This window comes from Flavobacterium sp. (assembly GCF_028712645.1).
Taxonomy (GTDB): Bacteria; Bacteroidota; Bacteroidia; order Flavobacteriales; family Flavobacteriaceae; genus Flavobacterium.
The window spans coordinates 1-13,759 of the sequence record NZ_JAQTPQ010000081.1 but is presented as its reverse complement, the minus strand read 5'-3'; the positions used below and the strand labels follow the sequence as shown (position 1 = coordinate 13,759).

Below are 13,759 nucleotides of genomic sequence, written 5' to 3'. Positions count from 1 at the left end.
GAACTGTTAGAGCAGTTGTTTTTGGTGGAAGTATGACGCTTTTAATTGTAATTTTTACTGGAATTAAATTACCTTCTTTCAGGAATTTGGATTTACAAAAAGATTTGGAAGAACACGAAAATCAGGACTAGTGGAAAATGTTTACCATATAAGTCATATAAGTTAGCTCAATTCTACTTAAATGACCTTATATGACTTATATGGTTTTAAAATTCAAACTTCTTCACTTCAAAAGTATCTCCGTCAAAAACACCATACGTAAAATAATTAATCCAGTCGCCCAGATTTACATATTCGGAGTTTTCGCCAACCTTTTTAATCATCGGTAAATGACGGTGACCAAAAACGAGATAGTTGTAATGTTTGGTTTCGAGTTTTCTTTTAGAATACAAAATAAGCCATTCGTTTTCTTCGCCAAGGAATTTCACGTCTTCATCGCCAGAAATCAGTTTGTTTTTCACCGAAAGATAATGACCAAGACGAACGCCAATGTCAGGATGAAGCCATCGGAACAACCATTTTGAAAACGGATTTGTGAAGACTTTTTTCATTCGTTTATATCCTTTGTCTCCCGGACCTTTTCCGTCGCCGTGACCAATCAAGAAGGTTTTATCGTTGAAAGTATATTCCTTATTATCGCGATAATTAGGAATATTGAGTTCTTTCTGGAAATAATTATCCATCCATAAATCGTGATTGCCTACGAAGAAATAAATAGGAATTCCGCTGTCGCGAATCTCAGCAAGTTTTCCAATAATTCGCACAAAACCTTTGGGAACCACAGTTTTGTATTCGAACCAGAAATCGAATAAATCGCCCAATAAGAAAATAGCTTCGGCATCTTCTTTAACTTTGTCTAGCCAAGCCACAAATTTTTGTTCTCTAGGAAAACTCAATTCAGGAGTTGGCGCGCCAAAATGCTGGTCGGAGGCGAAATATATTTTTTTGTTGGGAGACATTTGCATAAAGCTAAAGTAGGGATTTTGAATTACAAATTATCACTTGCAAACCATTCGGCGAACGACGATTCAGTCTCTTGTAATTTTAAAGAAAAAAGTTTAATATTTTCGGGCAATCTGCTGATGATTCTTTTCGAAAAATCGACCACCATATTTTCGCTTGTAGGTTGGTAATCCACCAAAATTACGTGATGTCCACGTGTTTTTAGTTCGTTTGCTAATTCGATATGGGGCGTTGTTTCGTTGAAAACCGTGGCGTGATCAAACTGGTCAACGATTTCCTCTTTTACTATTTTTTTTAAATCTGTAAAATCGATAACCATTCCAAATTTTGCATCATTTCTATCTATAATAGGCGTTCCTATTACCGTCACCGACAATTTATAACTATGTCCGTGTACGTTTTTACACTTCCCATCGTAACCGTAAAGGGCGTGACCGGTTTCGAAACTAAACTTTTTTGTGATTCTGATTTTGCTCATTCTGTTTTTATTTGACTGCAAATTTAATACATCTACTCCTTTTCGCTTCCTTTTTTAGCGCGATAATACATCCAATAGGCAACTCCTACTAATAAAACGAAAGGAAGAAACGATCCAATAAGTACTCCAGTTTCATAACTGCTGTCTGGCGCGACCTTTAATTTTTCTACAACATTTACTTGTAACAAAGGCAAGATGAGGTGTGTCATTGTTTATTTTTTAAATTGATTTAATGCTTTTTTTGAAAAATCAGAGAGCAATAGTTTTCCTGAAATTGCTGCTCTTTCATAAAGCAGGCTGTTCCAATTTTCGATTCCTTCCCAAAAAACTTTTTTCATTGTTGTCAAAGCTTCTGGATTATAATTGGCTAGTTTATTGGCGAAAGCCGTGATTTCTAGATCTAATTCGGCTGAGGTTTCAAATACTTTGTCATACAATCCTTTTTGGTTTGCCCAAGAAGCTGTTTTCCATTCCGTTTCCAAAGTCATTTCTGCCATTGCGCTTTTTCCAATTTTTCGAGTGACGGCAGGTTCAATTACGAAAGGGCCAATTCCGATGGCTAGTTCCGATAATTTGATGCTGCTTCCACTAGTTGCCAAAGTATAATCGCAGGCGGCAGCAATTCCAACTCCGCCTCCAACTGCTTTTCCGTGAATTCTTCCGATAATTATTTTCGAACAATTGCGCATTGCATTCAACACATTGGCAAATCCTGAAAAGAATTTAGTGGCTTCCTCTAAATTGGAAATCGCTTTAAGTTCATCAAAAGAGGCTCCAGCACAAAACACTCCGGTTCCGGTACTTTTCAAAATAATTACGGAAACTTCAGAATTATTGCTTAAATCGTTGAGTTCGTTTGTCAATCGGTCAAGCAAATCAGACGGAAAAGAATTGCTCGCAGGATGCCCAAATTCGAGGATTGCGACTTTATTTTCGATTGTTGTGATGAGTGTGCCTTTCGGGTTTTGATTTGTCATTTCACCAATTTTGATGTAAAGTTAAAAATATTAAGGGAAGCTTGTGCTTTTTTTTCGAATAGGATAGATTTGTTTTTCGAAATTTGTATTTTGCTATTTTAAAATGTTATATTTGCGCCCTAGTTCGGGGGATTAGCTCATTTGGCTAGAGCGCTTGCCTGGCAGGCAAGAGGTGGTCGGTTCGAATCCGATATTCTCCACAAAAACCGTAATAAGCTAAAAGCTGTTACGGTTTTTTATTTCTACTACAATTACCTAATTTTCTCCACAATCCAATTCAAAATTATTCGAACTGGAATATCTTCTGTTTTTTGATTTGCTTCTTTTTTAACATTTGCTGTAATATATGTTATGTTTTCATATTTTTGTACTGAATAATAAATCGATTCTGATGAAAAAAACAATGTTGATAATGGCTGTAATTTCCACGGTAGCTTCATTCGGACAAAAATTAAATAATGTGAAATATCCGCAAACTAAAAAAGGAGAAACGGTTGACTTTTATTTCGACACCAAGGTTCAAGATCCATATCGTTGGCTAGAAGATGACAAATCGGCTGAAACGGCTGCTTGGGTAAAGGAAGAAAATGAAGTGACCTATGATTATTTGTCAAAAATTCCCTTTAGAAATGAATTGAAATCCAGATTGCAAAAACTGTGGAATTACGAAAAAATAGGGTCGCCTTCTACTGAAGGAAATTTTTCTTATTATTTCAAAAATAATGGTTTGCAAAACCAATCGGTTTTTTATCGCAAAGATATTTCTGGCAAAGAAGAAGTTTTTCTAGATCCAAATACTTTTTCTAAAGATGGCACAAGTTCTTTGGGCGAAATGGATTTTTCTAAAGACGGCTCGATTCTGGCCTATTCCATTTCAGAAGGTGGGAGCGATTGGCGAAAAGTAATTATTATGAATACCCTTAACAAAAAAATAGTCGAAGATACTTTGGTCGATGTAAAATTCAGCGGATTGTCTTGGAAAGGAAATGAAGGGTTTTTCTATTCCAGTTATGACAAACCAAAAGGCAGTCAATTGTCGGCCAAAACAGATCAACACAAGTTGTATTTTCATAAACTGGGAACTTTACAAAAAGAAGACCAAGTTATTTTTGGCGCAGACCAAAAACGAAGATATGTGGGTGGTAGCGTTACAGATGATGATAACTATCTAATTATTTCGGCAGCGAATTCTACCTATGGAAATGAATTGTATTTTAAAGATTTAACTAAAGTCAACAGTCCAATTGTTGCCATTGTGGATAATTTCAATAGCGATAATAGTGTCATTGAAAACGAAGGCAGTAAATTGTATATCGAAACCGATTGGAATGCGCCTAACAAACGCATCGTTACTGTTGATGTGAGCAATCCAAGACCTGAAAACTGGAAAGATTTTATTCCTGAATCAGAAAATGTCTTAACGCCTTCTACCTGTGGTGGTTTTATCTTTGCCAATTACATAAAAGATGCGGTTTCTCTGGTTCGACAATATGATTATTCAGGAAAACTCGTTCGCAATATCCAATTGCCAGGACTGGGAACTGCGGGAGGTTTTAGCGGAAAGAAAACGGATAAAACGGTTTATTATTCGTTTGCCAATTATATTACACCTGGAACGATTTATGCTTTGGAACCACAATATGGAGAATCGGCAGTGTATCAAAAACCAAAAGTGGATTTCAAAAGCGAAGATTATGTATCGAAACAAGTTTTTTATACATCGAAAGACGGAACTAAAATCCCGATGATGATTACCCACAAAAAAGGACTGCAACTCGATGGTAAAAACCCAACGATTCTTTATGCTTACGGTGGTTTTAATATCAGTTTGACACCGAGTTTCAGTATTGCCAATGCAGTTTGGATGGAAAATGGCGGAATTTATGCGGTGGCCAATTTGCGCGGTGGTGGCGAATACGGAAAAAAATGGCACGATGCAGGAACCAAAATGCAAAAGCAAAATGTGTTTGACGATTTCATTGCAGCTGCCGAATATTTGATTGCTCAAAAATATACATCTTCCAGTTTTCTTGCCATTCGTGGCGGATCAAACGGTGGTTTGCTTGTTGGAGCAACTATGACACAACGTCCCGATTTGATGAAAGTCGCTTTGCCAGCCGTGGGTGTTATGGATATGTTGCGCTACCACACCTTTACTTCTGGAGCAGGTTGGGCTTATGATTACGGAACTTCGCAAGACAGCAAGGAAATGTTTGAATATATTCGAAAATATTCGCCAGTGCATAATGTAAAAATGGGAACACAATATCCTGCCACAATGGTTACAACGGGTGATCATGACGATAGAGTCGTGCCAGCTCACAGTTTTAAATTTGCTGCCGAGTTGCAGGAAAAACAAAGCGGAAGCAATCCTGTTTTAATCCGTATCGACGTGAAAGCGGGTCACGGAGCAGGTAAATCAGTGGAAGCTACCATCCAGGAAAATGCCGATATACAAGCTTTTACTTTGTATAATATGGGTTTTAAAGCTTTGCCAAAACAATAATTTAAACCTAATTTAAAATTTAAAAACCCTGTGAATCTTCGGATTTACAGGGTTTTTCGTTTTGATACTTTTTTCGTTTCGAAAGAACCAACTTATTCTAAAAATCACTATTATTGATATGATTAATAGCTGTTTACTATGACACATCAAGAATATCTTCAACTTTCTTCCGATTTACAGCAACTCATAAAGTCAATTCCGCTTTGTTGGGGTGCGATTCAAAATGATGGCACCGATTTTAAAATGAATATGTTTCAAATTAATTCCTTTGCAGAATTGGAAATCCGAATACAAAATTTATCCGAAACCGATAAAAATTATTTTAGAAGACGATGGTTTTTGTGGAAATGTGCTCAATGTGACGAATATATTTTCTGTACAAACGATAATGTAAAACCAAATCCAAATTCGAAAGACCAAGCGTACGATATCGAATTTAACGGAAATCCCGAATTGCGATTCGACGTCAAAGGAACGGTTATTCCGAAGATTTTCAGAAACACTATTGATGCGTTAATTCAAGATCCAAGTGAGATGATACGGTTTTTTTATGAAAAGCAAAGTCGTGGCGTTCGAGATAATATTCAAAACAGGTTATTCATCATTCATCATTCTTTTAGAAATCCGGAAAGGGAAATGGTTTTGAGATGTCATTGGGATTTCAAGATGCAATTGTACAAGGAATATTCGGAGAAAATTTCGCAAACATCAACTTTCATCAACTACCAAAACGTAAAAGCTGACGGGATATTCATTTTCGAAAATTTCGACAAATCGATTTCTCATAAATTTTTTTAGCAGTTTCATTTTTGTAAATTGCGCCAAATAAACAACATCATTTTGGATAAAGAATCACAAAATAATTCCTATTTCGGCATTACTGAAATATCCGAAAAACTGGGTGTTTCCCAAAAACTCGTTCGGAGACATATTGCCAGCGGAGCTTTGTCATCGACCAAAATTGGCGGAGTTTATAAAATCCCCGTGCAATCATTGGATGATTTTATCAATGATATCGAGACGAAAAAAGGAGAAGTTTTAGATGCTGATTCCACAGCAATAAAGTCTAAAAACACTTCAAAATCGACTAATAATTACAAAAATAATTCGAAAGATGATGTAAATTGGGTTGATATTGTTGACGATTGGAAGAATCCAAAAAAATCTAAATTAACTTTTGTGGACTTGTTTTCAGGAGCAGGAGGTCTTACGAAAGGTTTTGAAATGGCAGGATTGAATGGTGTTTGCGGTCTCGACTGGTTCGAAGCAGCTGGAAAAACTTACCGAAGAAATTTCAAACATCCGTTCATAGAAGGCGATATCAAATCGCCTGAAAAGAAAGCCGAATTTTATGCTACCGTACAAAAAGAACTCAAAGGAAGAATATTAAATATTGTGGCTGGCGGGTTTCCGTGCCAAGGATTTAGTATGGCTGGCAACCGAATTGTTGACGATCCCAGAAATTCCCTTTACAAAGAATTATTAGAAATCGTGACGACCCTGAATCCCGAATTTGTGGTTTGCGAAAATGTCGTTGGCATCCGATCGATGCACAAAGGCAAAGTCGAAGAAATGATTATCAACGATTTCAAAGCTGCGGGTTATGAAATGAAAGTAACCGTTTTGCGAGCTGCCGATTATGGTGTTCCTCAAAAGCGAGATCGAGTTATTTTTATGGGAAATCGTATTGATAAAACTAATTTTCACCCAAAACCTTTTTTGAAACCCAACGAATATATCACCACGGGTCAAGCCATTGGCGACTTGATGGAAATGGGTGATAACATCGAATTCAATCACGTGCAAACCAAGCATCGTCCCGATATGGCCGAAAGAATGTTGCAACTCGAAGAAGGGAAAAGTCTCTACAAAGGCTATTCTGATGCTTGGAAAAAATGTCCTTGGAACGAGGCTTCTTGCACCATCAAAGAAAATCACGGCGGTGTAAATGTGCATCCAAAATTGCCCCGAGTTTTGACAGCCAGAGAAATGGCAAGAATTCAATCTTTTCCCGATGATTTTATTTTTGAAGGTCCAAAAAACAAACAATTGGTGCAATTAGGCAATGCCGTTCCGCCATTATTGTCAAAAGCGATTGGTTTGGCGATTCAAAAATCGTATGAATTAATATAGAATTATAATTGCAATGTTTAATTTTGTAAGAAAAAGATTTAAAATAAATTAAAATATTTGAACATTTTATTGGGTATTTGACAAATATTTCTAACTTTGACAGTATATATTTTTCTTACATTTTAGATAAATGTATTTCCTCTCAAAGTAACATACAAGAATTATTTGATTATGAAGAAGAAGTTAACCTACATAGATCTTTTTGCGGGCTGTGGCGGATTATCATTAGGATTGCATCAAGCAGGATGGAAAGGTGTTTTTGCTGTTGAAAAAAGTCCCGATGCTTTTAAGACTTTAGAGTACAACTTAATCAATAATAAAAATCATTTTGATTGGCCAAAATGGTTACCCAAGAAAGCTCTCGAAATAAATTCAGTTCTTGAAAATTACATTTCTAATTTAGAAAAACTCAAAGGGAAAGTGACAATGATAGCAGGCGGACCGCCTTGTCAGGGCTTTTCAATGGCAGGAAAACGTAATGAATTTGATTTAAGGAATGACCTCATAAATTCGTATATCAATTTTGTGAAAATTGTAGAACCTAAAATTATTTTCTTCGAAAATGTGAAAGGTTTTACAATGGAATTCAAGAAAAATAAGGAAAAAGGAATTGCCTATTCATCGCAAGTTACCCAAAAGCTTGACGATGCTGGATATTTTGTAAAAGGGCAATTGGTGAATTTTGGCGATTACGGAGTTCCCCAAAAAAGAACTCGTTTTATTCTAGTTGGAATAAAAAAGAACTTAAAAAATGCTTCGCAAGAAAAAGCAGAAAGTTTTTTTGATTCTTTGAAAGGAAATCGTTTTGAATTTTTAAAAGAAAAAGGATTGAATATTCAAACCAATCTACAAGATGCTATTTCTGATTTGTTTAAAGGGAATGGACTAAAAGAAACGCCAGATTTCCCAAGTTTTCAATCAGGAATCTATGGTAAGGAAAAAGGGAATTATCAAAAACTAATGCGTGAGGGTGTTGAAAATACAATTGCGGATAGCCATCGTTTTCCAAAGCATTCTTCAATAATTATCGAAAGATTCAAAAACATTCTTGAAGAAACTAAAGACAGAAGAAATTTAAACATTAGTAAATTAATTCAAGAGAAGTATAGCATAAAAAAGCGTACAGTTATTCCTTTGAATAGCATTGATAAAACCCCAACGATTACAACGCTTCCAGATGATTATATACATTATTCAGAGCCAAGGATTTTAACAGTTCGAGAATATGCACGTATTCAATCTTTCCCAGATTGGTATCAATTTCAAGGGAAATACACTACAGGCGGGAAATTAAGAACTCAAGAAGTACCAAGATATACGCAAATTGGAAATGCAATTCCGCCACTTTTTAGTGAACAAAGTGGATTGATTTTAAAACAACTTATTTAAAGAATGCAAAACCCATTATCATTCAAAGTTAGTTCTGCTTTAAAGAACATTATAGGAAGTGATTTAATCAATGATGATTTTATTGCTGTATTTGAATTAGTGAAAAATGCTTATGATGCTCACGCAACAAAAGTTGAAATTATATTTGAAAATATTTATTCTAGTAGAGCCAAGATAATTATAAAAGACAACGGAAAGGGAATGAACTATGATGATCTAATAAACAAATGGTTGTTTTTAGCATATTCCGCAAAAATTGAAGGAACAGAGGAAGATAGTTATGATTATCGTGACAAAATTAAAGTCAAGAGAGCATACGCTGGTGCAAAAGGGATTGGTCGCTTTTCTTGCGACAGACTAGGGAGTAATCTTTATTTAGAAACAATTAAAGAGGAGTTAAATCCAAAAATTGAAGTTTTAATAACTGACTGGAATAAGTTTGAAGGAGATATTAAAGATGAATTTGTCAACATAACTGTATTACAAGAAACTATTGATGAAAGTAATTATGATGTTGAACACGGAACAGTTCTAGAAATTACTAATTTAAAAAGCAAATGGAGTAGAGATAAGTTTCTCCAATTAAAAGATGCTCTTTCAAGATTGATAAATCCTAATACAATTAATGAAAACGATTCTTTTAACATCACGTTAAAAGTCAAGGAAGAACTTGAAAACGATAAAGAACAAATTCTAAAAAACAAGAAACAAGTAAATCATCCTAAAAGTCCTATTGATCCTAGCTTAGTCAAATATATAAAGATTGTTAATGGAGATATTCAAAATTTAATATTTGATACTTTAGGAATCAAAACTACTTACATTGAGTCTAAAGTTTCTGGTTCAGAAATAATTACAACATTATTTGAAGCAGGTAAAATGGTATATTCAGTAACTGAAGAAAATCCATTTGAAAATTTTACAGATTTGAATTTTTCAATTTATTATTTGAATGTATCTGCCAAATTAACTTTTAGCAGGAGAATGGGTCTACAGCCAGTTGAGTATGGACATATTTTTGTATACAAAAATGGGTTACGAATTTTTCCTTATGGTGAAAGAGGAAAAGATCCATTAAAAATGGATAATAGGAAAGCTCAAGGACATAGTCGATATTTAGGAACTAGAGAAGTTATTGGTTATATTTCAATTGAAGGAAACAACAATAATCTTCGTGAAACATCCAGTAGAGGTGATGGATTAATAAAAACTGAAACTTATTTTGATTTAGAAAATTGGTTTTATGAGACTTTAAAAAAATTAGAGAAATATATTATTGATGTTACAGATTGGGGGAATTCACTTTCTCCTGAAGAATTTATCAATTTTGATAATGTTTTTGTAAAAAACCAAGGACAAGAAAATGAGAAAATTAATGATATTAATGATAACTTAAGGAAGTTGTTAAATGGGTTAACGAATTCAAAAAATGTTATAAGGTTTGAGGTTTCGGATGAAATTCTAAGCATTTTAAATAAAAAATCAGAAAACTCCATAAATACAGTATTAAGTAATCTTACCGAACAAATAAAAACGGATTCTTTTAATAAAGATGAGGTTATTAGTACAATCAAGAAGGCAGAAAAGAAAATTGATGAACTGCGTAAAGTAAAAGATGAAGCAGAAGCAGAAGCATTTGAAAAGCTAATTGAAAACGAAAAATTATCCATAGAATTAAATGAAGAAATTTCAAAAAAACTATTTGACAGTTCAATAAACAACAGGGACAAAGATGATTTATTAACATTACAGCATCAAATTGTTCATACCGCTGGTAATATAACTTTCAGTCTCGATGAATTAGTAAAATCAATAAATAGCAATTTATCCAAAGACAAGTTAATTGAAGAAGTTCTTAATATTAATCTGGAAGTTAAAAAAATATTAAGTGCGTCAAGATTTGTAACAAATGCTGGATTTAGTATGGAAAGCGAAAGAATAACAGAAGATATAGTTCAATTTTCATATGATTATGTTGTAAATAATTACATCCCTATCACTTCTTTTATACATCAAAAAAGACCAATTAACATAATCTTTGAGCCACTAGAAAACATAGGGTATAAAACCAAGTTTAGACCATTAGAAATAACTGTTTTGTTCGATAATTTATTTAGTAATTCAAAAAAAGCAAATTCAAAAAACATAATTATTAAATGGATTAAAATTAAATCTGAACTTATTCTATATTTTAAAGACGATGGTGATGGCATTCCAGAAGAAATAAAAGATAAAATATTTGACTTTGGTTTTACTAAAACAAATGGTTCAGGAATTGGGCTTTATCAGACAAAAGAGACATTGAAAAAACTAGGAGCATCTATAAGAATAAATAATGATTTTGAAAAAGGAGTTGAATTTATTATAACATTTCCATTATGAAGTTAAATTACGATATTTTATGGGTTGATGACAGAATTAAGGACCGACCTTTTCAAAGAATAATTAATGATACAAAAGAATTCCTTTTAAATCAGTACTTTAATTGTAATATAATTGAAGCAGAAGATTTTAATGAATTTAAAAAAATATTTTCCAACAAAAAAGAATTTGATATAATTATAACTGATTATTCCTTAAATGAAGGAACTTTCGGTAATCAAGTAATTGATTTTATTCGAGATAGCCAACATAATTTCACAGAAATATTTTTCTATTCAGCAAATAATAATGTAAAAGATATAAAGCTTTTTAGTAATAATCGTATAACTTTTTATCAATTAACAGGAGGTGATTATAAAGAATTAGAAAATGAAATTACAGAGGTGATTAATCAAACTATCAAAAAATTTCAAAATATTGTAGCGATGCGTGGTATGATTATGAATGAAGTAAGTAATCTCGATGCGCAAATGCTAGAAATTGTAGAAATCTATACTAGTAAAACTGAACATCAAAATATCATTGATAAAGTTCTTGATGAGTTGATTAGTTTTCATAAAGAAAAACTAGAAAAATCAGAAAAATATAAAAGGAACACTAACTTTGGCAAAGTATTATCGGAACCCATTCTATTTTCTTCGTCTCAAAGAGCGAGTGCAATTGAAGAAATAGCAAATTCAATTGGGATGCCTAATTTTATTAAAGATTTTAGAATGAATATTATAAAAGTAAGAAATGAGTTTGCTCATGCTGTTTTTGTTAAGGATATTAATACTGGGAGGGAGTACTTTATTGATAAAAAAGAAGGGATTGATTTCAATGAAGATAAATGTAGAGATATAAGAAAAAACATTATCGTTCATAAAGATAATTTGGATAGTCTTCAGTCAAAAATTTAGAAAATTGAAAGACTCTATTTTTAAGTCCCCCTAATTTTGAGTTTCATTTTCAAAACTATCATACAAAAACTACATTCCATATATTTTCACAATATTTTATTAAAGCGGCTATTTTTTTATAAAAAAAGAGTCCTAGATTTGAGAAAAACAATAAATACTTAGTTATGAAAATTCAATTTAACACAGACAAAAACATAGAAGGTCACGAAAGATTAGAGACCTATTTCGCAGGAGAATTAGAAAAGAAAACCCAACTAATTTATTCATTCTCAAACAATAAAGAAGCTAGTTGTTCATCTCTTTCGTAAACGTCATGATAGAAATGAATAGTTCCGTCGTTATCAGCCCAAGCTGTGAAATAACCAATATAAATTGGTATTTTGTTTTTGAGTGTGTACGACATTTCTTTTCCGCCATTCATAGCAGCATCTATTTTTTCGGGAGTCCAGTTTTCATCATCCTTCAAAATAAGATTGGCTAATTCCTTAGGTTTTTCGATTCGGATGCAACCGTGGCTGAAAGCTCTTTTTTCTTCATCAAACAAGCTTTTTGAAGGCGTGTCGTGCAGGTAAATAGAATTCGAATTGGGGAATAAAAATTTAACTAAACCTAGAGAATTTTTAGGACCCGGTTTTTGTCTAAGGTTGTCACCATCCCATTCCATATCGTGCTTTGCGAGATAATTTCTGTTTTTTGCAATAGCAGGGAGAATTTCTTTTTTTATAATACTTTTGGGAACATTCCAATAAGGACTGAACACAATGTATTTCATATCGGCACTAAAAACGACTGTTTTATTCATAACCTTGCCTACAACCACTTTTGAACGCAAAGCGGGTTTGTCGTTCTTGAAATACGTTAATTGGTAGGATGGAATGTTGATAACGATGAATTCAGGAGCTTTGAAAATATCGTTAGAAATCCATCGGCAACGCTCCAGATTAACCATAATGGTTTTGATGCGTTTCGCTATGGGCACATTCATTTCAGCAATATGTTTTGGTGTGATGAGTGAGTCGGGACTAAAGGCAAACCTGTTTTTGAATTTTAAAACTCCAGCTTTTAGTACGGTATCGTATAAATTGCTTTTGGAATCTTTTGAAATATCTCCAGCTAAAAATAACCATTTTCTAATTTGGGTAATGGTTCTAGAAGTGTCTCCAGGTTTTAATGATTTTAATTTTGGCTGGAAATCGATGGTGTTCCATCCGCCATTTTTTTCAATTTTTCGATAATTTTGCAGGACTTCTTTAAGTTGGTAATATTGACCCAAAACTTCTTTTTCATCTTTATTTATTAAAGAGGGATTGACCAAAAGGGAATCTAAATAGTTGACGTAGGATAGTTTTTTTCGGGGCAAATACCAACCTATTTCCTTTGATTTATTGGCGTCAAGCCCTTTATAAACTTTATTGGCATAAAAAAAGTAGAGCGAAGAGATTAAGAGCTCGGTTTCCAAATTTGGCTTTTCGGATTCAATAGAAAGTTGATAGAGTTCGCCCAGTTTTTGTTTATAAGGAACAACAACCTGAACGCCTTCCTCTTGCAAATTGTTGATTTTATCACACAACAAATCGCCCACTTCATTAATTCCTTTTTTGTCAAACCAAATGTATTGAAATTGATGTTTTCGATATAAAGTCTCTACATCAGATTCGAAAATCTTAAGGTCTGGATATTTTTCGAAAAACGGAGCTACTAATGTGCTGTCGAAAGGAATTTTACTGTATTTATGAACGTCATTTGTGGCAACTGCCAAATCAATGATAGTGGCTTTGATTTTGTTTTCGTGCTTGTGATTACAAGATAGACTCGTAAGCGAAAACACAAAAGCGAGGATTAGAATTGTAATAATTGATTTTTTCATAGTTGCTTTCCTTTATTGAAGGGTCATCATAAAATATACAAAAAAAACGATGGATTACAATTGTTTTTAGGATTATTTTCGAACGTTATGTTTCTAATTTTTTTGGAAATAATACCATTTGTCAGTATGTTTTAGTTCAATCGGTTTTGAGTATTTTATTTTTAC

The 13,759-nt window shown here is 33.4% G+C and carries 12 protein-coding genes and 1 tRNA gene; 8 read left to right on the top strand and 5 right to left on the bottom strand.

Annotation, left to right across the window (positions count from 1 at the left end):
* Window positions 1-206: 206 nt before the first annotated feature.
* Genes PHC28_RS08010 through PHC28_RS07995 form a run of 4 tightly spaced genes read right to left on the bottom strand, consistent with a single transcriptional unit; the run spans window position 207 to window position 2,418 of the window.
* Window positions 207-965 carry a UDP-2,3-diacylglucosamine diphosphatase gene (locus PHC28_RS08010; RefSeq protein ID WP_300098426.1) on the bottom strand — a complete coding sequence of 253 codons (759 nt, stop codon included), beginning with the start codon at window positions 963-965 and terminating at the stop codon, window positions 207-209.
* A 23-nt stretch (window positions 966-988) separates the two neighbouring features.
* Window positions 989-1,441: a 6-carboxytetrahydropterin synthase gene (locus tag PHC28_RS08005; RefSeq protein WP_300098424.1), complete on the bottom strand. Its 453-nt coding sequence runs from the start codon at window positions 1,439-1,441 to the stop codon at window positions 989-991.
* A 32-nt stretch (window positions 1,442-1,473) separates the two neighbouring features.
* Window positions 1,474-1,650: a hypothetical protein gene (locus PHC28_RS08000; protein ID WP_300098422.1), complete on the bottom strand. Its 177-nt coding sequence runs from the start codon at window positions 1,648-1,650 to the stop codon at window positions 1,474-1,476.
* A gap of 3 nt (window positions 1,651-1,653) precedes the next feature.
* Window positions 1,654-2,418: an enoyl-CoA hydratase/isomerase family protein gene (locus PHC28_RS07995; protein WP_300098419.1), complete on the bottom strand. Its 765-nt coding sequence runs from the start codon at window positions 2,416-2,418 to the stop codon at window positions 1,654-1,656.
* Window positions 2,419-2,544: 126 nt separating this feature from the next.
* On the opposite strand from PHC28_RS07995, the gene PHC28_RS07990 reads away from it, so the two are divergent.
* The 8 genes from PHC28_RS07990 (at window position 2,545) to PHC28_RS07955 (ending at window position 12,035) form a co-directional block, all read left to right on the top strand.
* Window positions 2,545-2,618 (top strand) — tRNA-Ala (locus PHC28_RS07990).
* A 212-nt stretch (window positions 2,619-2,830) separates the two neighbouring features.
* Window positions 2,831-4,924, top strand: a complete 2,094-nt coding sequence (locus tag PHC28_RS07985; protein ID WP_300098428.1) for a prolyl oligopeptidase family serine peptidase — start codon at window positions 2,831-2,833, stop codon at window positions 4,922-4,924.
* A gap of 138 nt (window positions 4,925-5,062) precedes the next feature.
* Entirely contained in the window at window positions 5,063-5,722 is a 660-nt protein-coding gene (locus PHC28_RS07980; RefSeq protein ID WP_300098417.1) for a hypothetical protein, read from the top strand.
* A gap of 42 nt (window positions 5,723-5,764) precedes the next feature.
* The gene (locus tag PHC28_RS07975) at window positions 5,765-7,057 is read left to right on the top strand and encodes a DNA cytosine methyltransferase (RefSeq protein ID WP_300098414.1); all 1,293 of its coding nucleotides are present in this window, start codon (window positions 5,765-5,767) and stop codon (window positions 7,055-7,057) included.
* Between the two features lie 171 nt (window positions 7,058-7,228).
* A complete protein-coding gene (locus PHC28_RS07970; RefSeq protein WP_300098411.1) occupies window positions 7,229-8,446 on the top strand; it encodes a DNA cytosine methyltransferase in 1,218 nt (405 codons plus the stop codon).
* Between the two features lie 3 nt (window positions 8,447-8,449).
* Window positions 8,450-10,828: an ATP-binding protein gene (locus PHC28_RS07965; RefSeq protein ID WP_300098408.1), complete on the top strand. Its 2,379-nt coding sequence runs from the start codon at window positions 8,450-8,452 to the stop codon at window positions 10,826-10,828.
* Window positions 10,825-11,727 carry a hypothetical protein gene (locus PHC28_RS07960; RefSeq protein ID WP_300098404.1) on the top strand — a complete coding sequence of 301 codons (903 nt, stop codon included), beginning with the start codon at window positions 10,825-10,827 and terminating at the stop codon, window positions 11,725-11,727. The genes PHC28_RS07965 and PHC28_RS07960 overlap by 4 nt, the downstream gene beginning before the upstream one ends.
* Before the next feature lie 164 nt (window positions 11,728-11,891).
* On the top strand, window positions 11,892-12,035 hold the full coding sequence (locus tag PHC28_RS07955) for a hypothetical protein (RefSeq protein WP_300098401.1): 144 nt from the start codon (window positions 11,892-11,894) through the stop codon (window positions 12,033-12,035).
* On the opposite strand, the gene PHC28_RS07950 is transcribed toward PHC28_RS07955, so the two are convergent.
* Complete coding sequence (locus PHC28_RS07950) at window positions 11,987-13,594, bottom strand: L,D-transpeptidase family protein (RefSeq protein ID WP_300098398.1); 1,608 nt, start codon at window positions 13,592-13,594, stop codon at window positions 11,987-11,989. The two genes, PHC28_RS07955 and PHC28_RS07950, sit on opposite strands and share 49 nt — an antisense overlap.
* Between the last annotated feature and the right edge of the window lie 165 nt (window positions 13,595-13,759).

Excerpts from the sequence above, each read along its gene's own strand:
- PHC28_RS08000 (WP_300098422.1), bottom strand. The coding sequence starts at position 1,650 with ATGACACACCTCATCTTGCCTTTGTTACAAGTAAATGTTGTAGAAAAA.
- PHC28_RS07995 (WP_300098419.1), bottom strand. The coding sequence starts at position 2,418 with ATGACAAATCAAAACCCGAAAGGCACACTCATCACAACAATCGAAAAT.
- PHC28_RS07955 (WP_300098401.1), top strand. The coding sequence starts at position 11,892 with ATGAAAATTCAATTTAACACAGACAAAAACATAGAAGGTCACGAAAGA.
- PHC28_RS07965 (WP_300098408.1), top strand. The coding sequence starts at position 8,450 with ATGCAAAACCCATTATCATTCAAAGTTAGTTCTGCTTTAAAGAACATT.
- PHC28_RS07960 (WP_300098404.1), top strand. The coding sequence starts at position 10,825 with ATGAAGTTAAATTACGATATTTTATGGGTTGATGACAGAATTAAGGAC.
- PHC28_RS07970 (WP_300098411.1), top strand. The coding sequence starts at position 7,229 with ATGAAGAAGAAGTTAACCTACATAGATCTTTTTGCGGGCTGTGGCGGA.
- PHC28_RS07980 (WP_300098417.1), top strand. The coding sequence starts at position 5,063 with ATGACACATCAAGAATATCTTCAACTTTCTTCCGATTTACAGCAACTC.
- PHC28_RS08010 (WP_300098426.1), bottom strand. The coding sequence starts at position 965 with ATGCAAATGTCTCCCAACAAAAAAATATATTTCGCCTCCGACCAGCAT.
- PHC28_RS08005 (WP_300098424.1), bottom strand. The coding sequence starts at position 1,441 with ATGAGCAAAATCAGAATCACAAAAAAGTTTAGTTTCGAAACCGGTCAC.
- PHC28_RS07985 (WP_300098428.1), top strand. The coding sequence starts at position 2,831 with ATGGCTGTAATTTCCACGGTAGCTTCATTCGGACAAAAATTAAATAAT.
- PHC28_RS07950 (WP_300098398.1), bottom strand. The coding sequence starts at position 13,594 with ATGAAAAAATCAATTATTACAATTCTAATCCTCGCTTTTGTGTTTTCG.